Genomic DNA, 21,621 nt, shown 5'->3' with positions numbered 1-21,621 from the left:
CGGAACCGCACTTAGGTCGGCTCCCCAAAGTCCACCTCGTTCCTTGCCGATGGGCGTCTCTCATAGTCGATGAGCGGCAACAGCATGACCTCCGTCTCGGCGCGGCCGTATTCCCTGCCGATTTGAAACGCCGCATAGATCGCACCGAGGCGGATCAACAGTCTAAGCATGATAGTTCTCCTTCGACGGAGAAACCAAGGGGCGGGCAGATAGTTCCGTATGCCGGAACCATGGAGACCGGTGCTCGTTGATTTGGTTGGTACACCGGGGAAGGACGCAGAAATGGTCGTCAAGAAATCAAGCGGCGAGAGCCGGGTGGTAAAGGGTCAGGAGCTAGAGGTTCAACACCTCACTGAAGTTACGGACTTGTCGCCCAAACAGGCGCGCGGCCTGCTCCGCAAGCACGGCGCGGACTGGCCGAAGTTGAAGGACGAAGCCGAGAATTTGAAGGAAGAGGACTGACAAGTGCATAGGAAGCCAAGCTCTACTATAGGAGAGCCGCGGCTTCCCGCCCCGCTCTATGCGCCGCAGAAGAAGCTAGGCGACCTTGAGGCGACGTTACATTTCTGGTTCCCCGTAATTGCTCATCGATTGGTTAGGCCGGCCGGATTCGATATCGTCTGCGGGCCCAAACCTACTCATTTCGAAAATCCGGGTGGCACCGTTTTCCACGGTACGCCGTCGCGCCCCATTTCGTAGCCTTTGTCGTACAGCGCACGCATGAATTTGCTGTCGAACGGGCTCTTTGCTTCGACCGTGAAGTCGCTCGGGATATCTATGTAGTTGTAGTTGATGCCGTCGCGCTTGGCGACAGCGTACAGCCGATAGAGGTCGCCAATCCCTTGCGTCTTGATGAGGGAAGAGACCGCCTTTTCGGCAATGTCGGGCAGTGTCGCCTTGACGATGCTCGGTTCCGGCGTCGTGCGGCCGTTGCGGATGATATAAAGTCGCGCCTTGACCCTAGCGTGGAAGGTCTGGTCGAGTTCGCGCAGGCTCAGCCCAGCGGGCATCAGAAAGACCTCGTTGCTGGTGCCACCGTCGACATGCATTTCGTGGTAGGTCTTGCCCGCCGCGGTCACTTCCAGTTCGACCGGGGGAAAAATGCCGGGAATGGATGTGGAAGCCAGGATGACCTGCTTGAAGAGCTTCAACCGGTCCGGCCGATTGCTCGCTGCAATAGCACCCATGTCCCAGATTACCGCTCGGTCCGCGTCGAGGTTGGTTGTTCCGATGAAGAGTCGCCGTCCCTTCCCAGACTCGCGGGCGATCTGGTCGAGCATGTCCTGGGTTATGTATTCGTCGAGCATCTTGGCGAGCGGCGCATTGCTTGTGAAGGAGGCGCTCGACAGCACGCCGAAGATGCTATGCTTGGTATAGATGTTGGCATCCTTGATTGTGGCGAAGCTTTGCTGGAGTTGATCGTCGTAAGCTGGCCCAAGGAACGCGAATGGCGCGATCAAAGATCCGGTACTAATACCGGTGACGATGTCGAACTTGGGCCTGGTCCCGGCCTTGGTCCATCCGGCGAGTATTCCGGCTCCGAAAGCGCCGCTGCTGCCACCGCCGGAAAGCGTCAGCACATTGAGCTCTCGCGGTTTTATGGATGGGTCGGTCTTGGCCGCTTTTATCCGCTCGTTGCGAAATAAGACGAGCCGACCGGCAGGGACACTTGCATAGGAATCGCCCCAGGCACGTATGTCGCCGGAGAAGCCATTCACTTCGGCTGCGGACATGTGTTCTGTGGGCACGCCATCGCGCGGATAGGCTGCAATGCAGGCCGCAAGCTGGGTTGCGCATAGGCCGAGGAGGGTGATCCTAAGCAGAGCTTCCACTGTCGCGAAGCTGCGCATTGCCTCGCTCGCCCGCCTCAGAATGCATGGAATGGCTGTCATCGTAGGTGAGCCAACTCTACCCGGCAGGACTCCGCGAATGTGCGCAGGATGTCATGGGCGGCGACATGCGTGTTCCGCGCCTCCGGAGCAGGCGAAGGCGACTCGTACGTCTCTATGATGCGTTCGAGTACCGCTTCGGCGGCACCGATCGTGTTGGGCGTGGCAAAGAGGCGTAGCTTGTTGATGGTGGCATACATGGGAACAAGCTTGGCTGGGTCATCCAGGCGTTCCTGGACGATGCCATCTGCATAGGTTTTGGATGCCTGGTCGATCAACTCGCCGAACAGCCGCTCGCGATGCGAGCCTTTCTGTTCGAGCCGTTGCATATGGTCCTTTTGATACTGGGTGAGCCAGGTTGTGGCCACGGATGACAGGGCACCAATGGCCGAGCCGGCTAGTGCCGATAGGGCTGAGATGGTCGCAGGGTCCAAAGTCATGGAGTTGCTCTTGAAGTTTCCGGTCGACGGCGGCTTGGTGAAGTGGATCCTCGCCAAACCGAAACTCTCACCGATTTTGAAATGTTCAGGCGTATGGCGGCCGATGTCACGCTTCCGGCCCGAACCCCTGTCTTGGTTTCGTACGAGCGAGCCGCGGATTGCGCCTCCTGCAGCGCCGCGAGCAGAATCTTGTCGACATAGTCGCGGGCGATCTCACCGGGTCCGGGGACATGGTGGCATCCGATCGTGGAAAGCTCGATGAGAGATGACGTTTCCGACATGGCTATCCCTTTCTCAGTACTGGGGTGCGAGAATGGGGATTGCCGAAACGTCAGGCACTGCTGTCATTTCGTCCTTTTCCCGTATGCCGTTTACGGCGACATAAAGAGCCGGGAGGAAGACCAGCGTCAGCATGGTCGCGACGGCGAGCCCTCCGACGATGGCGTAGGCCATCGGTCCCCAGAACACGTCGTGCATGATCGGGATCATGCCGAGGATCGCGGCCGCCGCCGTCAGCATGATCGGCCGGAACCTATGGGTGGTGGCGTCGATCACCGCCCTCCAGGGCTCGATACCCTGCGCCCGCTCGTGCTCGATTTGATGGACCAGGATGACCGAGTTGCGGATGATCATACCGGCCAGCGCAATGATCCCGAGCGTCGCGATGAAGCCCATCGGCGTATTTGTGGCGAGCAAGGCAGCGGCGACGCCGATGAGGCCGAGCGGCGCCACACTGATCACCATCGCCAGTTGGCGGAAGCTTCCGAGCTGGACCATGAGCACGGTGAGCATCAGGGTGATCATGAGCGGAAACTGGGCCAGCAGAGCGGCGTTGCTCTGCGCGCTCTTTTCGACCGTGCCGCCGGTCTCAAGCAACGTGCCAGCCGGCATCGACTTGCGCAGCCCCTCGATTGCGCCAGCGATTCGCCCGTGGACGGATGCTGGTTGCAGCCCCGGCAGCGGCTCCGCCTGCACGGTGATGGTGGGTAGGCGGCCGCGGCGCCAGACATAGCCGTCATCGAGATCATACTGGAACTGCGCCAGCTCGCGCAGGGGAACTGAGGCACCAGTCGGCGTCGTGATCTGTAGATTGCGCAAGGCTTCGACGCTCGATCGCTCGTCGCTCTCGGCCCGCGCCACGACGTCGACCAGATATATCGAGTCGCGGATCTGTGTGACGGTCGAACCGCTGATCACACGGTTCAGCACCTGGGCAAGCTGCTCGGAGCTCAGTCCTGCCTGGCGAACCCGGTCCTGGTCGACGACAATGCGCAGCGCCTTGTTCTTCTCAGCCCAGTCGTAGTTGACATTACGCACGAGGCCCGATGCTCGCAGAGTTTGCGCGACCTGCTCGGCATACTGCCTCGCCTCGTCAGTGGTCGTGGCGCTCACACGATATTGCACAGGCCACCCGACCGGTGGTCCGAGCTCAAGGCGCGAGATACGAACAGTCACGTCCGGAAAGCTGCCAGCGAACAGGGTCTCCAGCCTGGCTTGCACCCGGTCACGCGCTTTGAGGTCCTTGGTGACAACCACGGTCTCGGCCATGAAGTCGTTGTCGAGCTGCACGTCGAGAGGCAGGTAGAAGCGGATGGCGCCGCCTCCGACATAGGACGAGAAGCGGGCGATGTCGGGGTCGCCGGTAAGGGCCTTCTCCAGCCGCTCCGTCTGCGCTTCGGTCGCAGCGATCGAGGCATTCTTCGGCAGGGTCATCGTCACGAGGAGCTCGGGCCGGTTGGAGGTCGGGAAGAACTGCTGCTGCACGAAGCCCATGCCGTAAAGGGACGCGCCGAAGAGGATGAGCGCCGCGGCGATGGTGGGCCAGCGGTGCCGCATGGCGAAGCCAAGCAGGCGTTCGAAAGCGCGCATGAACCGGCCCGGCTCGACGTTTGCGTGCGCTTTCTTCGGATGCGACGGCAGAAGAGAGAGACCAATCACCGGCGCGAAGACGACGGCCACGAACCATGAGGCAACGAGCGCCACCGCGATGACGACAAACAGCGAGAAGCAGTATTGTCCTGTGTTGCTGTTGGCGAAGCCGATCGGCAGGAAGCCGAGGATCGTGATCAGCGTTCCCGTCAGCATCGGGAAGGCGGTGGAGGTGTAGGCGAAGGTTGCCGCCTTGATCTTCTCCATGCCTTCTTCGATCTTTGAGATCATCATCTCGATGGTGATCATGGCGTCATCGACGAGAAGCCCGAGCGCGATGATCAGGGCGCCGAGGGAGATGCGCTGCAGGCTGATGCCCAGCGCATCCATGGCCACAAAAACGATGGCAAGCACCAGGGGGATGGAGAGGGCGACCACAAGCCCTGCCCTGAAGCCGAGACTGAGGAAACTGACCACCAGAACGATGACGATCGCCTCTACAAGTGCTTCGGTGAAGCCGCCGATCGCTTCGTGCACGACCTCGGGCTGGTCCGACACGAGGTTGAGCTCAACGCCGACGGGAAAGCGCTGTTTCAGGCGTTCCGCCGCCTCGTGCAGGCCCTTGCCGAAGTCGAGATTGTTGCCGCCCTCCCGCATGTTGACACCGATGCCGATCGCCGGCTTGCCGTTGACGCGGAACATCTTGCCTGGCGGGTCGCTGTAGCCGCGCTGGACCTGGGCGATGTCTGAAAGTTTGTAGAAGCGCCCGTTGATCCAAAGGTTGAGGTTGGCAATCCCGTCCGGCGACAGCAGGGAACCTGTGACGTCGACGAGCATGTTCTCCTGAGGCGTGTTGATGATGCCCGAGGGCGCCACGGCATTCTGGCGCGCGATCGCCGCCAGCACATCGTCTAGGTTGAGCTTGAGGTTCGCGAGCTTTTGCGGCGAGAAGTTCAGATAGACCTTCTCATCCTGGTCGCCATAGATATCGACCTTGCCGACGTCGGGCGCACGCAGGAACTCGCCCCGTGCGGTCTCAGCGAAGTCGCGCGCTTCGCGCGCGGAGAAGCCGTCATAGGTAATGCCGTAGATGGTGCCGAAGACGTCGCCAAATTCGTCGTTGAAGAAGGGGCCGACCATACCTTGCGGCAGTGTCGGCCTTATGTCGCTGACCTTCTTGCGGACCTGGTACCAGATGTTGCTGAGGTCGCGCTTGGCCGTCGATTCCTTGAGGTAGACGAAAATCGTCGCCTGACCGGGCTTTGTGTAACTCTTGATGTAATCGAGGTTCGGGGTCTCCTCGAGCTTCTTTTCGATCCTGTCCGTCACCTGCTTGAGTGTGTCAGCCGTGGTGGCCCCCGGCCAGTTTGCCTGGACCACCATGGTCTGTACGGTGAAATCCGGATCTTCCTGGCGGCCGAGCCGCTCATAGGCGCTGACTCCGGCAATGACGCAGATGAGCATGAGGAAGACGACGAGGGCGCGGTTGTGGACGGCCCATTCGGAGAGATTGAAGCGTGTCATCACTTGACCTCCGTCTCGGGGTTCACAAGGTCACCATCGGCGAGTGAATTGACGCCGGCGGTCACCACTTTGTCTCCAGCGGACAGTCCGTGGCTCACCACGATCGAGTCCGTATCGAATTCGACAAGCTTGACCTCGCGGCGCTGCACCTTGTCGTCCTGGCCGACCACCCAAACCTGCGGGCGGCCTCCGGACTGCAGCAGCGCGCTCGGCGGCAATGTCGCAACCTCCTGACCTCCTTCGCTTTCTACGCGACCGACAACCACGGCCCCGAGGCGCATCTCCGCCGGCGGCGAAGCTAGCGCCACCTTCACCTGATAGGTGCCTGTCGCGCTGTCGGCCTCTGGCGAAATCTCGCGGATCGTGCCGGTGACGCCGATGTCGAGACGTCCCTGCAGCGATACGTTCACCGCCATGCCGAGCTTTGCCCGGGTGACATCATTGGTGGCCACCGCGAACACCGCCTCGCGTGCGTCATTGCCGGAAATTTCGACGACCATCTGGCCCGCAGCCACGACCTGACCCGGGTCGGCTCCGGTCGCCGTCACCACACCGTCGTCGGGCGCCGTGAGCTGGGTATAGCTTAGTTGGTTCCGCGCGATACGCAGATTGGCTTCGGTCGCCTGGACCTGCGCTCGTGCGCTCTGCAGCGACTTGAGCCCGTCATCGTACTGGGAATGTGTGGCGAAGCCTTTGCCGAGCAGGATTCTGAAGCGTTCCTCCTGTGCGGATGCTTGGGCGAGCGCGGCCTTTGCTGCATCGACGTCGGCCTCGGCCGCAGTCACCTTGTTCTGGTAGTCGACGGCGCTGAGCTCCGCGAGCTTCTGGCCTTTCTTGACGATTGCGCCCATGTCGACCTCTCGCGAGAGCATTCGACCGCCGACCTCGAAGCCGACCGCGCTCACATAACGCGATCGGATGCGGCCGGCGCCCTGCGCCACCAGCGCGAGCTTGTGAGGCGTTACCACGACGACCCGTGCAGGCCGTGGCGCTGATGGTGCGGCGGATTCTTCTTGAGAACAGCTGGAAAGACAAAGGCACGCGATACAGGCAGAAAGGAGCAGACCTGATGGCAGGCGCATGAGAGCCTCCGTTGGAACGGTGAGGTTGAAAGGATCGGCGGTTTTGCGAGCGCGGCGATCTCGCCGCTGTTCAATTTTGACTTTGGACTTATAAGTCAAATCGACTATATAGTCAATATGAGATTTGCGCAATTGTGCAATGCAAAAAAGTCAGGGGGATTGCAAAGATTTGATCTGAAGGCAGGCAGAGCCCGCCCGCCCGCCCGCCCGCCCGCGCGCGCGAGAGCGAGAGAGGGAGAGAGAGAGAGAGAGAGAGAGAGAGAGAGAGAGGCGAAGGCACGCCTCTCTGACGCGCCTACTGCATGAACCATCCGTGACTCACCACGATCGACTGGCCGGTGAGCGCGTTCGACGGAAACGCCGCCAGGAACAGCGCAGCTTCCGCAACGTCCTGCACCGTCGTGAACTCACCGTCGACCGTCTCCCTCAGCATCACCGTCTTGACCACGTCTGCTGCGGAGATTCCGAGCGCGCGCGCCTGCTCCGGGATCTGTTTTTCCACCAGCGGCGTGCGGACGAATCCGGGGCAAATCACGTTAGCGCGGACGCCATGGGCGGCCCCCTCCTTGGCCACGACCTTGGCCAGGCCGATCAGGCCGTGCTTGGCGGTGACATATGGAGCCTTGAACGGAGACGCCTCCTTGGAATGGACGGATCCCATGTAGATGACGCTGCCGCTGTTCTGGCGGTACATCTGCCGCAAGGCGGCGCGGGTGGTCAGGAAAGCTCCATCCAAGTGGATAGAAAGCAACTTCCTCCATTTCTCGAAATCGAACTCGACGAGCGGCGCGACGATCTGGACGCCGGCGTTGCTGACAAGGATGTCGAGGCGCCCAAAGGTTTCGACAGCCCGCGCCATTCCGTTCTCGACCTGCTCCTCGTTGCTAACGTCCATGCCAATCCCAAGGGCGCGCTGAGAGGCCGGATCGATCTCAAGGGCCGTCTCCTGGGCCGCCTTCAGATCAAGATCCGCGATGACCACCTTTGCACCCTCGCGGGCGAAGGTAAGCGCAAGCTCCTTGCCAATGCCGCTCGCAGCTCCGGTGATTACCACGACCTTGTCCATAAGCCGGCCGCCGGCGTTCCCAGCCCGCCCGTTTGATAGTGCTTCATTCTGCAAATGCATGGATTCTTCCTTTCAGATCGCGAGGCTCGGATTTCGCGAGGTAGTCATGAACGACCTTGCCGAGTGCGAGTGTGAGATCGGCGACGATGTGCATCGCCGAAACCACCTCGAGCACCGGCAGCTCGGCGACTGGGGCCAGCGCATGTGAGCAGAGGTTCAGGGCTGCCGGGCCGGTCCAGGCGCCTCTCAAATCGACGTCCTCCAAGTGATACTCCACGAGCTCGCAGATGCGCGGCGTGCCGTCGACATGGGGAATGATCTTGAGGAGGAAGTTCGGCTCCGCGAAGGAACTCTTCACTGCCGAGAGGTCGGCTGCTCCGTGCTTGTAGCCCATGGTGGCCGTAGCAACACGCACCGGGCCGTAATCGAGCGTACCCACCAAGGTGTCAGTCTCAGTGCGCAGTGTCGGACTCGCAAGCTTCTTTGGAAATCCCCACAGCTCGCGCCCTCCGGCAATCGGCGGGTGGTCGTTAAGAAACATGCAGTGGGTGTAACTGCCTTTGCGGCCGCGGAACGTGACAGGAATCACCTGTCCGCTTTCCGTGTAGTCGCCGAAGCCCGTCGAGTCCGGCATGCGAATGAATTCGAACTTCACGAGGGGTTCGGAAAGTTCGAGTGGCTCCGGCACGAGACTGCGGAGCTTTTTCGGATCGGTTCGATACGTGATGATCAGATATTCGCGGTTTCGGAAGCGATATGGACCGACCGGATAGGCCGGGCTGGTCAGGGGCATGGCGAAGGCCGTTGCCCGGACGGTGTCTTGATGCATGGCTGAAGATTCCTTCAATTGTTGAAGTGGATGGCTCGCGTTGAGGAGAAGTCGCACAGGCTTGCGATTGGACTGAGCACGTCAGGCACCATTGCAGGCGCCTATTCCCGCCCGTCCTCGGCAAGATCGTAGGTGCTCACCCCTTCCAGGTTGTCGGGCCGTTGCAATGCCTCGGGATGGCGTAACGTGCGCACGGCGTCGAGATAGCCGGCGCGCCAATGCTCCTCCATGGACAGCCTCGAAAACTCATAATCCTTCGAGTGCCCCTCATGTTGTTTTGAGCGATATGTCAGGTGCACGAGTTTGTAGACCTTGTGGTCCGCGATCGAGCTCAGTGCGGTTGCTTCCTCGCTGTGGAGCAACTCGGGCGGCAGTTTTGAAAGAAGGCTCGCGAGGGTGTGTCGGGCACGCTGATATTGCTTGAACTGATCGGTATGCGCGCGTGAGCGGCTCGCATACTGTATCTCCTTCTGCCGCGTCGCGACCTCGGACAGATTGCGAGGAAATTCGCCGCGCGCGCTCCAGAGATCCACCTGGAAGGCGAGGGTGTCCTGCCGTGCCCCATGTTCGACCACCCATTGCAGAGGCGTGTTCGAGATAAGGCCGCCATCCCAGTAGAATTCGCCGTCGATCTCAACGGCGGGGAAGCCAGGCGGAAGCGACCCGCTGGCCATCACATGCTCGGGGCGGATTGTATGCTGATCATTGTCGAAATAGACGAAATTTCCGGATCGCACGTTTACCGCACCGACGCTGAAGCGCATGCGACCGGCGTTGATCCGGTCGAAGTCGACGAGCCGCTCCAGTGTGCTCTTCAGATGTTTGGTTTCGTAGAAGCTTGTTCCTTCGAGGGAGCCGTCCGCTTGTAGCCAGGGGACGGGCTGCCGAAGGCTGAAGAAGCCAGGGGCACCGGAGACGAGCGCGCAGGCCGCGCTGAATTGATTGAAGAGCGAGCGGGGCAGGTTCCCTATCGGAGAGAATGAGGGCGCCGCAGCCCAGTCGAGAAGTGGGTTCGCGGTGATCTCTCGCCAGAAGGCCCGCAGCTTTGGAACCCGTTCGGCAGGTTCATTGCCGGCTATTATGGCCGAGTTGATGGCACCGATTGAGACCCCGGCGACCCAGTCTGGATGGATATTGGCCTCGGCAAGAGCTTCGTAGACTCCGGCTTGATAGGCTCCGAGCGCGCCGCCACCCTGCAACACCAAGGCAATGCATTCGAACGGGAGAGGCCGTTTTTCTGTTCTGAAGTCTTTCGGAGACAGTACGTTCATGGGGATGCTGTTCCTTCTCATCTGGAAGCGGTAGGGCTGCAGGGGAGCCCGAGTGGGGCCGGTCGAATTCGCCGGCTCAATTTCAATTTGCATCTTTAGGTCAAATCGACTATATGGTCAATATGAGATTTTCGTAATGGTGCAATGCAAAAAGGTATGACGGATGGCAAAGGTTGATTTGGCGCGCAGGGCGGAGATCGGACGCGAGAAGCGGGAAAGGACACGCACGCTGATCGTCGACGCAGGGGCGATGCTGCTGGCGGAGCGGCCTCGCGAGGGCCTCACGGTGGATGCCGTCGTAGAGGCAGCAGGTGTCGCGAAGGGCACGTTCTATTATCACTTCCAGAGCATCGATGAATTGGCCTCAGCCGTAGGGGAGAAACTTGGGGAGAGCTTTGACGCCGTGCTGACGCCTGCGCGCCTGGAACTACAGGATCCGATCGAACGCCTGTCCTTCGCCTTCACGCGATTCCTGGAAAAGGCGATCTCGGACTCCAACTGGGCCCGGCTGGTCGTTCAGAGTTCTCACTCACCGACGGAATTTGCGCGAGGTATCCGGAACAACCTCAAGGCGGATATTGCCGAGGCGATTGTTCAGGGCCGCCTGAGCGTTCGGGACGCAGAGTTGGCGGTCGACATCGTGATGGGTATATGGCTGCAGGTGACGCGCGGCATCCTCGAACGAGGCGCCCGGCCCGAATTGACAGGCCAGGCTGTCGAAGCGGTGCTGCGCGCGCTTGGTTCATCGCAGGCGTAGAAGCGTAAGGCCGCGAAGAAATGATAGCGGGGGTGTGTTTGAGCGAATGTCCGCCTTCAATGCCGTCCAGGCGATGACGTCCTCCCATCCCTCAAGCACACGCCGTCCCAAGACCGACGGCCCCATGGTCGTCGCCACCACCATCATCGCTGCCACCAGATCCGGAATTACCACCGTCATCGCCGCCTCCAGACTCGGAATTGCCACCGGAGCCGGAGCTGCCGCCGTGGCCCTCTCCGCCGCCACCCTTGGCGTGAGCCGCCACAGGCCCGATCTTGGCCACGGTGTGAAGACTGAGTTGATAGGGAGCGGGCCTTGTCGCGCCACCGGTACAAGCTGCGAGAAATGGTGACATCGCCCTGTCTGCGGCGCCTTGGCGGCAGCTTATCTGACGCTTCCCGTGGTGTCCTACTTCAAGGCGACAGGGTTGCCGATGCCTGACCCGGCAGACGACACCACGACCCTAGCAGCGGCATTCCTCATTGGCGTTTCAGCTATGTGGATTTCGGACATCCTGTTCGAGATGATCGTCCGGAAGTTCAGGCCGGCGACTGAAGACTGACGCGGCATCTTCAAACCACGCTATCGGCGTTCTCTCAGGGGTGACGGTAAATTTTATATTTAGGCTTTATTTGGCGATAAGCCCGATTTGGGTAAAGGCTTTCATTTTGTATGAAATCGGATATCCATATTCTACCGTCATAGATAGCCATGTGTCCGGAAAGATGCCCATCTATTCCCTGTATAACTACAACGTCTCCAGCAATTGGCATGGTTGTGTTTGTCTCAATAAATCCAGCGTTTGTTAGACTCCGGCCGTAATCTTTCGCGTCACCAGTTGGAACCAACGTTATGCCGCCACTCGAAATTGCCTCCCTTACAGATCTTGCACAATGACTTTTGCCATGACTTCCGCCAGCGCCAGCATGTTCTCGTGCAAAGGAAATAGCCCTATTTTTATCCCAAGGCATAATAATGCTCCCGGCGTAAGCGGTATGAGCCTGGATTAATTTACCTCAATACCGGCCCTTTGAAAATCCGACACCGCGCAGGGCGGCGGCCTTCGCTTGTCACCGCCGCGCTGAGCGTCATCCCTCATTTGTAGTTCGCAACCAACCCCACCGCCGCTCGTTGATCCGATGCTGGTTGATCCCAGCACTCCATAAACTTGCCCGCTGCCGAAAGGTGGCGGGCTTTTTCGTCGACAGACACCTGACGGGCCAAAGCCGACACAATTTAGTTGCAAAGCAGGCGGACCCTTTTAGGGTCAGCTAAATTAGTCCTTCGCTGGCGCTATATGAAGCCCGCCGCCTGTTCTGACCTAGGTGGCGGGCTTTTTTGTGCCTGTGGAACGGTTTGGTTTTTGACCCGTTGGCTTCGGCACCTGGGGCATAACAGGTGCATGAAAGTTGTTCGCGCAGCTTTCAGAGGCCCGTCACGGCTTCCTCCGTGGCGGGCTTTGCATTCATGGCCCGATATCGAGCGGTTTGTGTCCGGGCCTTGCATGCCACATGATTTGCCGAAGGTCGCGCATATCGACCAACTGGCCGCAGATCGGGCAAGGGTAGAAATACTCCGGCTCGTCCTCCGGTTCGCCATTGTGACGCTTGCCGGGAATGGGCGGGCCGGGTTCGCTCAGCTTTGTCATCACGATCAAACATTCAATTTGCCTAAAATGTTCCGGAACCATTTTAGCGCATGCTAATTGAATCGCGGCTTGCGAGACAGTTCATGCGTTTGAAGTTCATCCCGCCGTTGATGCCAACCCTGGTAGAGAAGCCTCCCGAGGGCGATGGCTGGATTCATGAGGTCAAGTTCGACGGCTACCGCTCCCAGATCGTTCTGGAAGGCAATATCGTCCGCATCTTCACCCGCCGCGGTCTCGACTGGACGTCGGAGTATCGCGACCTAGCCGCCGCGGCCGCCTTGCTCGAGGTGGAAAGCGCCATCATCGACGGTGAGATCATCGTTTTGAACGACGCCGGCCTGTCCGACTTCGCCGCGATACGGACGGCGATCACTCGGCGCCAGCAAGACCTCTATTTCGTCGCCTTCGATCTTCTGCACCTGAACGGCCACGACCTACGCGACATACCTCTTGAAGACCGCCGCGAGATCCTGGCTGAGATGATCCCGGAAGGTGGTCGCATCCAATTCAGCCAGGCGTTGCCAGGCGATGCCAAAGCAATCTTTCATCTGGTCGACCCAGCCGGCCTTGAGGGCATGGTTTCAAAGCGCAAGGACAGTAAATATCGCAGCGGCAACTCGACGGCATGGCTGAAGACCAAGGCCTATTCGATCGATGAATACGAGTTGCTTGGCGTTGAGCGCGAGCCCGGCAAGCCGGCCTTCGCTTTGATGGCCGATCGAGCAACCGGCAAGTATGTCGGTTCTGCCTTCATCAACTCCAGCCGCGCCATCCGCGAACGGTTATGGAAGCGCGTCCAGGAGCACGCAGGACCGCCGCCCAAGGGCATGACGCGGCCGGCGACGCAGTGGGTCAAGCCGGGCATCATTGGCCGAGTGAAGCACTTGCGCGGCGAGGATGATCTGCGGCATGCCTCGCTGCAGGATTTTCGGGAAGAGAGGTAAGGGTCTGACTAGAGCGGAGCCCAGCTAGAATCCAATCGTCGCCTGATGTCCGCTGGTGCGGTCACGGCCTCTTTGAACAGGCACATGACGCGCTCTGCCAAACGATCGCGCGCCACTTGGTCGCCAGAGATACCCCATCTCTTTCGCGTATTCTTCTAAGAGCATTGCGAGCGCGTCGAGCTGTTCGGAGTCAGCAATACCCCAGAGAGTCTTCATCTCCGCATTCCCTCTCATTGAGTGGGCGAAAGCGTGATCGACTCTTTCAAGCGTCCGTAGCCTTTTAGATCGGACGACAAAGGGATTGTACGCTTTCGAACGGGATTAGCGAATTAATTCCCACGAAGGAACCATGCCCGGTCGCTCTCGTTGGGTCGTCAAGGGACATGATGATGACTGACGAACAGGGCAAAGCGCCTGGCAAGCCGGACGATACTGTCGTGCGGCGTCTGGTCGATGAAACCGGCATCACGGAAACGCAAGCCCGCGAGCTAATCGCATTCCTCGGTGCGCACAGCTGGGCATCGCTTTTGCGGGAAGCCCACATTCTGACCGGCCGAAACCGCCGGGGCGTCTAATCACCGACGAGCACTGACGCGCGTGGGGAACTGAACGCAAAGCACGAGCTTATGGAATGATGAGCACACGCGGCATCAACTTCCTCGATCAATGGATTGCGAACAACATCCCCGAGACGACAAAGGCGGACGTCATTTCGGTCGACGAGATAACCCACAAGCTGTTTGGAGATGCCAAATCGGTGGGGATCAAGCGCGAAGAGATCGATGAGGAAGTCGACAGCCTCTATCGAACGATCCTCGACGCGATTGTCCACTACGATGCGGGCGCGCCCGAATAGGCGATCAAATGCGCGATGACCAATCGGGCGCGTCCGCCAGCATAAACAGATAAATTCCGACCACGATCAGGACCGCCAGCACCGCCAGCGCAACCCAGAACGCGAGTTTCGTTTTGTTCATAGACGGCAAGTAAGCAGTCTGCGCCAGAACCGCAATTCACATGGTTGTGGTGCGAACCCTTCGGGCAAGTCGGACCGACGCCGTTTTCACGCGGCGACTTGCCAGCACCCATTAGGTTGAGGAATAATATCCTAGTTGCGGCGACCCCTTCAACGGAGATCGCCATGTCCAAAACCCTCGCCGATACCCTGGCCGCTCGCGAAACGATGTACGTCAATTGCGGGCATCCGGCGTGCTGCAAAATGACAAAGCTCGACATCCAGGCGCTGATAGACAAGCTCGGGCTGGACCATGGATCCATGCATTGGGACTTGGTCGGGCTCTTTGGCTGCTCGGACTGCAAGGCTGCAAGCCGCGACCGCCGGCCGGTGTTTTTCACCTGCATTCCTGACTATGCAGGCATCCAGGCTCGGCGAAACCGCGACTGGAAACCGAATTTCGGTTAGCTAACGACGTGGGTCTTTAGGGCCGGCAAGCCAAGGACTTCAGTCTCAATTGCGTGATCTCTAATGTGATATAGACTTATCACCAGCGAGCTTTTTCTCGTGATGGCGGCCCGGTGGTCGTGGGCGGGCTGGGGTAAGATCACCGGGCCTGACCGGCGCGGGGTTGGGGCACTCGCCGGCTGGCGAATTATACGCCGTTCTCGCTTAGTCGACCATGTCTCGCACCGGCTGGTAGTGTCTTGCCTATATGCTTAGCGGAAAGCATGGAACCGCAACTGATACCCTTCCCAACAATCGACGCTGCAGAGACGGAAGGCGTTGACGCATATTGTGTTGGGATCGATCTCGCCAAGTGTCCCTACCCAGCGCGAACAGAAGCGGGCAAAGCATGGCGACGCGGCTGGGTTGATGCCGCTGAGATAGACGCTGAGATAGACAACAACATGCCCACCGGACCTAAAGGCAAAAACGCCCGGCCGACGTGATCGGCAATGCCGTTCGCGTCATGCGACCCAATGGAACATTAGGGGCGCCTAATGGTTCTTAAATCAGCAGGGGCAAACCAACACCCCAGCAAGTCCCATCATCCCTAGGGACGGCCCGTCGCTGCCGTGAATGGAGCGGCGGGTTCTTAAAGGTGACGGACTTATGATGGCGAGATGAGCACACGCGGAGTCAACTTCCTAGACCAATGGCTGAGCAACAATGTCCCTGAGACGAGGAACGCCGATGTCATTCCGGTCGACGAACTCACTCATAAGTTGATTGCTGACGCCAAATCGATCGGAATCAAGCGGGAAGAGATCGACGAGGAAGTGGACAGCCTCTGTCGCACGATCCTCGATGCCATCGTACACTACGAGCCTGGCTTGCTGGAATGAGCCTCCTAGCGGCGTGCCCGCCATCGGCCGCTATGCGAATTGTCGGAGGCTTGACCCGCGATACATGCTAGAAACAGGCGAAGGAACCGCTCGCTATTGCCAACTGATGCCCGTCCACTCATAAAATGGAATGCTAGACACCTCCGGCTTGCCATCGACGCGGCGGGCGTGGCGCTGTGGTCTTGGAACGTTGACACAGATCATTTCACTATGGACCAGCACGGCTATGGTCTTTGGGATCTGCCGTTCGGTCCCTTTGTGATTTTCGAAGACCTCTCTGCAAAAATTCATCCTGCGGATCGGGACAGGGTGCGTGCAGCGTTTGCCGCAACGCGCGCGATAGTTGGCCCATACGAGATCGACTTTCGGATTATGGTCGGAGACGATGTGCGATGGATTTCCGCTCGAGGCCAGGGAGATGATGCCGACATTGAAGGCCGAACGATGTTTGGAGTCTTTCTCGACGTTACCGGTCGCAAGCAAGCCGAAGAGGCCAACGAGCTACTTGCGGGAGAAATGAGCCATAGGGTCAAGAACCTGTTGAGTATCGCGACCGCGCTCACCACGATTACATCGCGGTCAGCCAAGTCAACGGAGGAGATGGCGCACGAACTGACCAGTAGGCTCGCGGCTTTGGGCAGAGCTCACGATCTGGAGCGCCCTGTGCCAGGACGTAATGAAAATGGCGCCCTGCTTGGGGATCTCCTGACGATCCTGCTGGCACCGTACGACGATATGGGCGCTTTTAGCGGCCGCGTGAGGGTGTCTGTGCCGCGAATGTCCGTTGGGGAAGCTGGCGCCACCACGTTGGCAATGATCGTCCATGAACTTGCGACCAACTCGATGAAGTACGGTGCATTATCTGCCGCGACCGGAACGCTCGACGTTTCCTGCACAGTCGAAGGAAATGAAGTGACCGTTGTGTGGACCGAGAGGGGGGGGCCGCCCGTCGTATCGCCCGCAGAGCTTGGCGGTTTCGGGAGCAAGCTTCTTCGGCGCAGCATAACCTCTCAGCTCAATGGTTCGGTCCATCACAATTGGTCGGACGAAGGCGCGATCATCACTCTACGGATCGATAAGGACCGATTATCAATCTAAGGCGACGCGGCGGATTGGCCATCGTCACCTGCCCATGAGGAGGAGGCAGGCTGCCATGCCGATTCGCAGCGCCAGATGGCGCCAGCAAGCATGGTGGCGGCGATGATCCCCATGCGTGATAGCGATTTCTACTAGGGCTTTCGGGCTAGAATGCGCGCTTCTCGCATGAGCGATGACCAATCGTGAGGCCCAAGGAAGGCGATAAGCTCGCGTGCTTGTTCTTCGGTGATGCCTGTCTCTTTGACCAAGCGCGGAACTGCAACGGTTTCAGCGCTTATTGGTACTTCGGTCATGCTAAGGGCGCAACGTAGCGAGGGGTAGTTCCGTAGATAAATCACTCGCTGGTGCATCATCTCGTATTCGCGGCTGGCCTGCCTCTTAGGTCTGACCCTGGCAAGCGATTGTCGCCTACGAGACGGTCTTCGGAAGATAGTTTGGGCGGTATGAAAGGACCCGTAGCGCCGATCTCGCCTAGCCAATCCTCGTAGCCAGTGTTCATTTTGGACACTAGTTCATCGGGATCATGTATCCCGGACTGGAATAGGCTCTTGAGGCGCCGGCCGAAGTGTTCCCATGCCGGATGGCCTTCTGGAATTCCTGCCTCTGTGCAATAGTCGTTGAGAACCTTTGTCAGCATTGCAAGTTGCTCAGAATCGAGATGATCGTCGGATGACATCGCTTTATCCCTCGTGGGGGCGAAAGCGTGATCGACTCTTCCAAGCGCCAGGCGCCCGTTCAAATTGGCCAGCGACGTTCCTTCAGTACGCTTTAGTCAGGGGTTAGCGAGTCAAATCGGGCGTGGAGTGGAGCTTGGGAAATATCTTTCAGCCGACGGAACGTTTGTGCTCGCCCGGTGTTATCACACTGATCCCCGCATAGGGATCATAAAGGGCCTCGCCCCTCCTGGCCTAGCTTGAGTCCGCTGTCTCCCCGGCAGCGGACCCGACCCATTGAGCGATGGCCCGGCGCAACGACTTAGCTTGCTCGACTGAAAACAACCGTGACTGTCGTCTTTGCGTATTTCCACCGCTACGATACCGTCATCCCGCTTCCGAGCGGGAAATGTCGCAAAGACGTGGTCCCTCGCAGCCTTCTCGGCATCAAATGGCGTCTTTTCAACGACGCCCTGTTTCCCATACCAAATCACTGTGTAGGCCACCGCTGCGATGCTCCTTACTCTGCCGACCCATTGTCGGCAAAGGGTGAGGCGCTCGGCACGCACTGCAGCGACCAACCGACCGGCGCTGGCTGTTTCTGATATTCGGTGATCGCGGTAGCGCATTGTTCACGCGTGTCGAAGGTGCTCGGCAGCACGACCAATCCCCCCTGCGGACCGGCGATTACCAGATACCAGATCAACGCTGTGGTCGAAGCCATGGGAAATTCCTTCTTCCACCCGCTCGGGAGCCGCGATGGGTCGGACGATCCCAATTAGACTTCGGCCGGGTGGCGAAAGCATGGCCGGCGCGCAAGCTTCGCCCACGTTAGGGCGCCGGCAGGCAGAAACGCGTGCTGGCGGGGCGCTTTTCTGCGGCCTTGTAGCCGCTACGCATCGCGGCCAACTAGCTTGCCAAGAACCTCTCCACTTTGCTCCCTTCCGACCAAAGGTGGTGCATTAGCCACAGTTAATATTTATCGGCAATATCATCTTGCGCCAATCACAAAGGTGGCCCGTAGTGGGTCAATGGGGTTGGCACCGCAATTGCGGTGTCAGCGGGGCCCCCGCCGCTTCGCAAATGGAGCGGCGGGTCTTGTTGCCTGATTTGAAAGCCGCCTAACCAAAGATGTTGGGTTTGATCGCGGAAGCTTTGCTTAAGCGCTCCCGTCTGTCTCGCTTTCCTCATCGATCATCCGGACCGGCAGATAGGCGTTCGTTTCCAGCCACTCCCGCAGCAGGATCTCAATGAGATCCGAACGGCCGATCTTCATCTCGGCGGCGATTGAGTTTAGCGCATCTTCCGTCGCCGGCTCCAGGGGCACGCCAGCGACGTTCCGGAGGAAAGGCAGCGCGTCGCAGGAGGATATGGAGATTCGCCCGCGACATGGATGGCGGGCGCCTTGGGGGCGTAGGGAGTAAGGCGCCGGGCAGTCCGCCACTTGACCAACCCAGCAGGCGGGCCGCTGGCCCGTGTGGTGGGATTACGGGAGCGGAAGTTTTCGAAACGGTCCCTTTCCAATACGTCGATAGGGCGCATAAAATGCTCGGCGTTGTGTAGGTTGACCCTCGCTCTCGCCGTCGTGCTCACCTGTAGCACCGTGTCCGCAGCAGAGCGTTGGTTTGCTCATGACGGCGACACGCTGTGGCATGACAAGAATCGGATTCAGTTGCTCGGTATCGATGCCCCCGAACTTTCGCAGCCGTGTTTTGATGCCGCTGACAAGATCTGGCCCTGCGGCAGGTATGCGCGTGACCACATTCGCCATCTCATCGCCACGGGGGATGTATCCTGCACCATCGAAGGCAAGGATCGCTATGACAACGATGTCGGGGTCTGCTTCGTGGGAGGCATCGATCTCGGACGCGACCTCGTGAAACACGGATTGGCAGTCGCCGACAAACAAACGCATCGATACCTTGCCGAAGAGCGAGAAGCCCGCATTGCGACACGCAACCTGTGGGCAGGGAACTTTATCGATCCCGGCGAATATAGACGGGGTGGACGCCGATAGGTGCTCCTTTGCGGGCGAGAGGAAGAACGCGTGAAAAAGCCAAAGGTGTTGGTGCTCGAAGATGAGGTCATTATCGGCATGGATATTGAGGCTTTCCTTTGGGACGAAGGCTTCGAGGTAATGCTGACCACAGATTGCGATGTCGCAATTCAATGGCTGTCCGCTGAGACGCCCGACGTGGCAGTTCTGGACGTCCAGCTGAAAAATGGGACGTGCACGCCCTTGGCGAAAAAGCTGGTGTCAAAAAATATCCCGTTCATCGTTCACACCGGAGCCGGCATCGAGGGCCGCGATCAGATTTTCCGGAAGGGAGTGCTGATGGTCAAGCCGGTCGGGCATTCCGATTTGGCCGAGGCTATAAAGGCGCTGCTGGCGCCTACAACCGATTAGACCTCGAGATCGGTAGTTCCCGCCTATAAAAGCAGTTTCGACAAAACCGGCTGCTATTGCTGACGCGCCAAGATGTTGCGAACGTTCGACACCTGCCAGTGCCCATTGCGGGCCGTGCGGACACCACGGTTGTTCAGCGCGATTGCCAGGCCGCGAAGGCTGGTGATTCCGGAACGCTGAATGGATGCGATGATCGGCAACACCGTCTCGGCAAATCGGTCAGCCTCGCTGATCGATACCGCACGCCCTTTTGCAGCTGCCTCGGCGCTGTTGGTCTGGTTGCCCAGCTTGGCTCCGTTGGTCTTGCGTGAAGCGAGGGCTGCTTTTGTGCGCTCCGAGATCAGCCGGCGCTCTTTCTCAGCCAGCGCGGCATAAAGGTGAAGCATGAATGGATCGGCGTCGGCACCGAGTTCCGCAACGATGAATGGCACGCGCTGAACCATCAGGCCGGAGATGAAGGCAACGTCACGCGACAGTCGATCAAGCTTGGCCACGATCACCGGGCATTTGGCTTGGCGGGCAAGCGCCAGGGCGGCAGCCAGTTGCGGCCGGCGATCGAGGGCATCCGAGCCCTTGCCAGTTTCGACCTCGGTGAACTCCTGGACGATGCCAATGCCTTCGGCTTCGGCGAAGCGGGCAACAGCAGCGCGTTGCGCCTCGATGCCAAGGCCCGATCGGCCCTGTCTTTGGGTTGAGACCCGATAGTAGGCGACGGCGCTCGACATGGCTCAAATCCCTCGGGTGTGCAAACTGCAAACCACCGTTTGCAGTTTGCTCACAGGGCGAAGACTAGCAAGCTATGCTGTTGATTTAACTGCAAATCGGCCGACCTTGGCGGAGACACGCGGCAAAGCGTGCCTACAGCAACTTCCGATCTTCGTAGGTGGTGATGAAGGTCACCGATGTGTCCAATTTTCCTTCGACCTCATGAACGGAGGTCTCTTTCCACCGTGCTCGCGTCTTCAGCCAGAAAATGGCCGCTGTGACGGCTTCGCGTCCTTCGCCGGTGGCCTTGCGGTAGAGACTTTCGGCAACACGTGCGTTGGCCTTGATGTGACCGCCATCGAGTTCAGAAGCATAGTCAGCCTTCAGCGTCTCGACCTCGATGCCGAGTACCTGGGCAATGTCAGCCGGCGCGACGCCATACCCTGCCATTGCTTCCACCTGGGCGCAGTGCGGCTTCCGTTGGTTCTCGGCGTCGGCAGCTCTGGTCATTGCGGGCTCCACTTCGACCACTCAGGTTCTTCGCCGAGATCGTTCGGCGCTACCCCACGCGATGCCTTTATCTCCGTCCAGTCAGGCGGTGAAAGGATGATGCGGCGGATTTCGTGCACCTGCTCGATCGGCTTGCCGTCAAGGCCTGAGTGTTCGTTGACGGCGGTCTCCTTCCAGCGGCCGCGGGCCTTCAGCCAGAAGATCGCGGCGATGACCGATTCACGACCCTCGCCTGTTGCCTTGCGGAAGAGGTTCTCCGCCACCTTCGCATTGGCCTTGGTGTGGCCAAATGCCAGTTCCTGCCGATAGTGTTTGCGCAGCGTCTTCGCATCGACACCGACCATGCCGGCAATCTCGGCTTCCGGAACACCGTAGCCGGCCAGCGCCTCGACCTGGCGGCGGTGGAAGGCGTCAGGCACATGCTTGGGACGGGCCATTCAAATATCTCCGGTTCCGGTGCGCTGCCTCGCCTTGGGGGTAGGCATGCCTTGCCCGGAAGGGTCCGTGTACACGGGGGATTTGGCGAAGCCGCGAGTCCGGCTGGGGTCGGGGTCCATCCCCAACCTGAACAGCCACAAACCGCACGTGCTGACGGGACACTCCCGAACCTCGGCGGGTTGATAGC

At 59.5% G+C, this 21,621-nt stretch carries 26 protein-coding genes and 1 pseudogene; 12 read left to right on the top strand and 15 right to left on the bottom strand.

The window, feature by feature from the left end; translation table 11 throughout:
- Positions 1–11 precede the first annotated feature (11 nt).
- Positions 12–170, bottom strand: coding sequence for a hypothetical protein (locus CGZ66_RS39770; protein ID WP_095081953.1), 159 nt, complete (start codon positions 168–170; stop codon positions 12–14).
- A gap of 112 nt (positions 171–282) precedes the next feature.
- Here CGZ66_RS39770 and CGZ66_RS04375 point away from each other — a divergent pair, with 112 nt between their 5' ends.
- Positions 283–462: a hypothetical protein gene (locus tag CGZ66_RS04375; protein WP_095081951.1), complete on the top strand. Its 180-nt coding sequence runs from the start codon at positions 283–285 to the stop codon at positions 460–462.
- A gap of 176 nt (positions 463–638) precedes the next feature.
- Here the strand turns inward: CGZ66_RS04375 and CGZ66_RS04370 are convergent, their stop codons facing one another.
- From CGZ66_RS04370 to CGZ66_RS04335, 7 genes are all read right to left on the bottom strand, one after another.
- Positions 639–1,850 (bottom strand): patatin-like phospholipase family protein, encoded by a 1,212-nt coding sequence (locus tag CGZ66_RS04370; protein WP_167391990.1) that lies wholly within the window; start codon positions 1,848–1,850, stop codon positions 639–641.
- A 38-nt stretch (positions 1,851–1,888) separates the two neighbouring features.
- On the bottom strand, positions 1,889–2,329 hold the full coding sequence (locus CGZ66_RS04365; protein ID WP_095081947.1) for a hypothetical protein: 441 nt from the start codon (positions 2,327–2,329) through the stop codon (positions 1,889–1,891).
- A gap of 294 nt (positions 2,330–2,623) precedes the next feature.
- Complete coding sequence (locus CGZ66_RS04355) at positions 2,624–5,722, bottom strand: efflux RND transporter permease subunit (protein ID WP_095081943.1); 3,099 nt, start codon at positions 5,720–5,722, stop codon at positions 2,624–2,626.
- Positions 5,722–6,804 carry an efflux RND transporter periplasmic adaptor subunit gene (locus tag CGZ66_RS04350; protein ID WP_095081941.1) on the bottom strand — a complete coding sequence of 361 codons (1,083 nt, stop codon included), beginning with the start codon at positions 6,802–6,804 and terminating at the stop codon, positions 5,722–5,724. Before CGZ66_RS04350 ends, CGZ66_RS04355 begins: the two co-directional genes overlap by 1 nt.
- Positions 6,805–7,099: 295 nt before the next feature.
- Complete coding sequence (locus CGZ66_RS04345; RefSeq protein ID WP_095081939.1) at positions 7,100–7,870, bottom strand: 3-hydroxybutyrate dehydrogenase; 771 nt, start codon at positions 7,868–7,870, stop codon at positions 7,100–7,102.
- Between the two features lie 43 nt (positions 7,871–7,913).
- A complete protein-coding gene (locus CGZ66_RS04340) occupies positions 7,914–8,699 on the bottom strand; it encodes an acetoacetate decarboxylase (RefSeq protein WP_095081937.1) in 786 nt (261 codons plus the stop codon).
- A gap of 101 nt (positions 8,700–8,800) precedes the next feature.
- Positions 8,801–9,970, bottom strand: a complete 1,170-nt coding sequence (locus tag CGZ66_RS04335) for a patatin-like phospholipase family protein (protein WP_095081935.1) — start codon at positions 9,968–9,970, stop codon at positions 8,801–8,803.
- 163 nt (positions 9,971–10,133) lie between these two features.
- Here CGZ66_RS04335 and CGZ66_RS04330 point away from each other — a divergent pair, with 163 nt between their 5' ends.
- Positions 10,134–10,727, top strand: a complete 594-nt coding sequence (locus tag CGZ66_RS04330) for a TetR/AcrR family transcriptional regulator (protein WP_095081933.1) — start codon at positions 10,134–10,136, stop codon at positions 10,725–10,727.
- Here the strand turns inward: CGZ66_RS04330 and CGZ66_RS04325 are convergent.
- The gene (locus tag CGZ66_RS04325) at positions 10,713–10,907 is read right to left on the bottom strand and encodes a hypothetical protein (RefSeq protein WP_095081931.1); all 195 of its coding nucleotides are present in this window, start codon (positions 10,905–10,907) and stop codon (positions 10,713–10,715) included. The two genes, CGZ66_RS04330 and CGZ66_RS04325, sit on opposite strands and share 15 nt — an antisense overlap.
- A 129-nt stretch (positions 10,908–11,036) precedes the next feature.
- On the opposite strand from CGZ66_RS04325, the pseudogene CGZ66_RS04320 reads away from it, so the two are divergent.
- Positions 11,037–11,289 (top strand): annotated as a pseudogene (locus tag CGZ66_RS04320) (hypothetical protein); the annotation flags it as partial.
- Between the two features lie 903 nt (positions 11,290–12,192).
- Here the strand turns inward: CGZ66_RS04320 and CGZ66_RS04310 are convergent.
- Positions 12,193–12,375, bottom strand: a complete 183-nt coding sequence (locus tag CGZ66_RS04310; RefSeq protein WP_095082011.1) for a hypothetical protein — start codon at positions 12,373–12,375, stop codon at positions 12,193–12,195.
- Positions 12,376–12,458: 83 nt separating this feature from the next.
- Between CGZ66_RS04310 and CGZ66_RS04305 the strand changes: the two genes are divergently transcribed.
- From CGZ66_RS04305 to CGZ66_RS04280, 7 genes are all read left to right on the top strand, one after another.
- Complete coding sequence (locus CGZ66_RS04305) at positions 12,459–13,319, top strand: ATP-dependent DNA ligase (protein ID WP_095082010.1); 861 nt, start codon at positions 12,459–12,461, stop codon at positions 13,317–13,319.
- 389 nt (positions 13,320–13,708) lie between these two features.
- Entirely contained in the window at positions 13,709–13,894 is a 186-nt protein-coding gene (locus CGZ66_RS04300) for a hypothetical protein (RefSeq protein ID WP_143748669.1), read from the top strand.
- A 59-nt stretch (positions 13,895–13,953) separates the two neighbouring features.
- A complete protein-coding gene (locus CGZ66_RS04295; protein WP_095082009.1) occupies positions 13,954–14,175 on the top strand; it encodes a DUF768 domain-containing protein in 222 nt (73 codons plus the stop codon).
- 285 nt (positions 14,176–14,460) lie between these two features.
- Positions 14,461–14,742 (top strand): hypothetical protein, encoded by a 282-nt coding sequence (locus CGZ66_RS04290; RefSeq protein WP_095081925.1) that lies wholly within the window; start codon positions 14,461–14,463, stop codon positions 14,740–14,742.
- A gap of 263 nt (positions 14,743–15,005) precedes the next feature.
- Positions 15,006–15,227, top strand: coding sequence for a ribosome modulation factor (locus CGZ66_RS41675; RefSeq protein ID WP_425352263.1), 222 nt, complete (start codon positions 15,006–15,008; stop codon positions 15,225–15,227).
- Positions 15,228–15,401: 174 nt separating this feature from the next.
- A complete protein-coding gene (locus tag CGZ66_RS04285) occupies positions 15,402–15,623 on the top strand; it encodes a DUF768 domain-containing protein (protein WP_095081923.1) in 222 nt (73 codons plus the stop codon).
- Positions 15,624–15,719: 96 nt separating this feature from the next.
- Complete coding sequence (locus tag CGZ66_RS04280; RefSeq protein ID WP_095081922.1) at positions 15,720–16,721, top strand: sensor histidine kinase; 1,002 nt, start codon at positions 15,720–15,722, stop codon at positions 16,719–16,721.
- 1,173 nt (positions 16,722–17,894) lie between these two features.
- On the opposite strand, the gene CGZ66_RS04270 is transcribed toward CGZ66_RS04280, so the two are convergent.
- Together CGZ66_RS04270 and CGZ66_RS04265 are read right to left on the bottom strand one after the other, a co-directional pair.
- Positions 17,895–18,098, bottom strand: coding sequence for a hypothetical protein (locus tag CGZ66_RS04270; RefSeq protein ID WP_095081918.1), 204 nt, complete (start codon positions 18,096–18,098; stop codon positions 17,895–17,897).
- Positions 18,099–18,533: 435 nt separating this feature from the next.
- Entirely contained in the window at positions 18,534–18,701 is a 168-nt protein-coding gene (locus CGZ66_RS04265; RefSeq protein WP_342586847.1) for a ribbon-helix-helix protein, CopG family, read from the bottom strand.
- 237 nt (positions 18,702–18,938) lie between these two features.
- Between CGZ66_RS04265 and CGZ66_RS04260 the strand changes: the two genes are divergently transcribed.
- Together CGZ66_RS04260 and CGZ66_RS04255 are read left to right on the top strand one after the other, a co-directional pair.
- The gene (locus CGZ66_RS04260; protein WP_167391989.1) at positions 18,939–19,391 is read left to right on the top strand and encodes a thermonuclease family protein; all 453 of its coding nucleotides are present in this window, start codon (positions 18,939–18,941) and stop codon (positions 19,389–19,391) included.
- A gap of 30 nt (positions 19,392–19,421) precedes the next feature.
- Positions 19,422–19,781: a response regulator gene (locus CGZ66_RS04255; RefSeq protein WP_095081915.1), complete on the top strand. Its 360-nt coding sequence runs from the start codon at positions 19,422–19,424 to the stop codon at positions 19,779–19,781.
- 53 nt (positions 19,782–19,834) lie between these two features.
- Here the strand turns inward: CGZ66_RS04255 and CGZ66_RS04250 are convergent, their stop codons facing one another.
- The 3 genes from CGZ66_RS04250 to CGZ66_RS04240 form a co-directional block, all read right to left on the bottom strand.
- Positions 19,835–20,506 carry a recombinase family protein gene (locus CGZ66_RS04250; protein ID WP_095081913.1) on the bottom strand — a complete coding sequence of 224 codons (672 nt, stop codon included), beginning with the start codon at positions 20,504–20,506 and terminating at the stop codon, positions 19,835–19,837.
- 133 nt (positions 20,507–20,639) lie between these two features.
- Entirely contained in the window at positions 20,640–20,996 is a 357-nt protein-coding gene (locus CGZ66_RS04245) for a hypothetical protein (protein ID WP_206073673.1), read from the bottom strand.
- Complete coding sequence (locus CGZ66_RS04240) at positions 20,993–21,433, bottom strand: hypothetical protein (RefSeq protein ID WP_206073672.1); 441 nt, start codon at positions 21,431–21,433, stop codon at positions 20,993–20,995. The genes CGZ66_RS04245 and CGZ66_RS04240 overlap by 4 nt, the downstream gene beginning before the upstream one ends.
- Positions 21,434–21,621: the final 188 nt, after the last annotated feature.

This window comes from Mesorhizobium sophorae (assembly GCF_002270415.1).
GTDB classification, from domain to species: Bacteria; Pseudomonadota; Alphaproteobacteria; order Rhizobiales; family Rhizobiaceae; genus Mesorhizobium; species Mesorhizobium sophorae.
Note: the sequence above shows the minus strand (reverse complement) of the source record. Positions and strands in the feature narration are given on the sequence as shown.

Excerpts from the sequence above, each read along its gene's own strand:
- CGZ66_RS04300 (WP_143748669.1), top strand. The coding sequence starts at position 13,709 with ATGACTGACGAACAGGGCAAAGCGCCTGGCAAGCCGGACGATACTGTC.
- CGZ66_RS04375 (WP_095081951.1), top strand. The coding sequence starts at position 283 with ATGGTCGTCAAGAAATCAAGCGGCGAGAGCCGGGTGGTAAAGGGTCAG.
- CGZ66_RS04285 (WP_095081923.1), top strand. The coding sequence starts at position 15,402 with ATGAGCACACGCGGAGTCAACTTCCTAGACCAATGGCTGAGCAACAAT.
- CGZ66_RS04250 (WP_095081913.1), bottom strand. The coding sequence starts at position 20,506 with ATGTCGAGCGCCGTCGCCTACTATCGGGTCTCAACCCAAAGACAGGGC.
- CGZ66_RS04305 (WP_095082010.1), top strand. The coding sequence starts at position 12,459 with ATGCGTTTGAAGTTCATCCCGCCGTTGATGCCAACCCTGGTAGAGAAG.
- CGZ66_RS04350 (WP_095081941.1), bottom strand. The coding sequence starts at position 6,804 with ATGCGCCTGCCATCAGGTCTGCTCCTTTCTGCCTGTATCGCGTGCCTT.
- CGZ66_RS04330 (WP_095081933.1), top strand. The coding sequence starts at position 10,134 with ATGGCAAAGGTTGATTTGGCGCGCAGGGCGGAGATCGGACGCGAGAAG.
- CGZ66_RS04355 (WP_095081943.1), bottom strand. The coding sequence starts at position 5,722 with ATGACACGCTTCAATCTCTCCGAATGGGCCGTCCACAACCGCGCCCTC.
- CGZ66_RS04370 (WP_167391990.1), bottom strand. The coding sequence starts at position 1,850 with ATGCGCAGCTTCGCGACAGTGGAAGCTCTGCTTAGGATCACCCTCCTC.
- CGZ66_RS04240 (WP_206073672.1), bottom strand. The coding sequence starts at position 21,433 with ATGGCCCGTCCCAAGCATGTGCCTGACGCCTTCCACCGCCGCCAGGTC.
- CGZ66_RS04270 (WP_095081918.1), bottom strand. The coding sequence starts at position 18,098 with ATGGCTTCGACCACAGCGTTGATCTGGTATCTGGTAATCGCCGGTCCG.
- CGZ66_RS04365 (WP_095081947.1), bottom strand. The coding sequence starts at position 2,329 with ATGACTTTGGACCCTGCGACCATCTCAGCCCTATCGGCACTAGCCGGC.
- CGZ66_RS41675 (WP_425352263.1), top strand. The coding sequence starts at position 15,006 with ATGGAACCGCAACTGATACCCTTCCCAACAATCGACGCTGCAGAGACG.
- CGZ66_RS04340 (WP_095081937.1), bottom strand. The coding sequence starts at position 8,699 with ATGCATCAAGACACCGTCCGGGCAACGGCCTTCGCCATGCCCCTGACC.
- CGZ66_RS39770 (WP_095081953.1), bottom strand. The coding sequence starts at position 170 with ATGCTTAGACTGTTGATCCGCCTCGGTGCGATCTATGCGGCGTTTCAA.
- CGZ66_RS04335 (WP_095081935.1), bottom strand. The coding sequence starts at position 9,970 with ATGAACGTACTGTCTCCGAAAGACTTCAGAACAGAAAAACGGCCTCTC.
- CGZ66_RS04290 (WP_095081925.1), top strand. The coding sequence starts at position 14,461 with ATGTCCAAAACCCTCGCCGATACCCTGGCCGCTCGCGAAACGATGTAC.
- CGZ66_RS04295 (WP_095082009.1), top strand. The coding sequence starts at position 13,954 with ATGAGCACACGCGGCATCAACTTCCTCGATCAATGGATTGCGAACAAC.
- CGZ66_RS04245 (WP_206073673.1), bottom strand. The coding sequence starts at position 20,996 with ATGACCAGAGCTGCCGACGCCGAGAACCAACGGAAGCCGCACTGCGCC.
- CGZ66_RS04310 (WP_095082011.1), bottom strand. The coding sequence starts at position 12,375 with ATGACAAAGCTGAGCGAACCCGGCCCGCCCATTCCCGGCAAGCGTCAC.
- CGZ66_RS04325 (WP_095081931.1), bottom strand. The coding sequence starts at position 10,907 with ATGACGGTGGTAATTCCGGATCTGGTGGCAGCGATGATGGTGGTGGCG.
- CGZ66_RS04345 (WP_095081939.1), bottom strand. The coding sequence starts at position 7,870 with ATGGACAAGGTCGTGGTAATCACCGGAGCTGCGAGCGGCATTGGCAAG.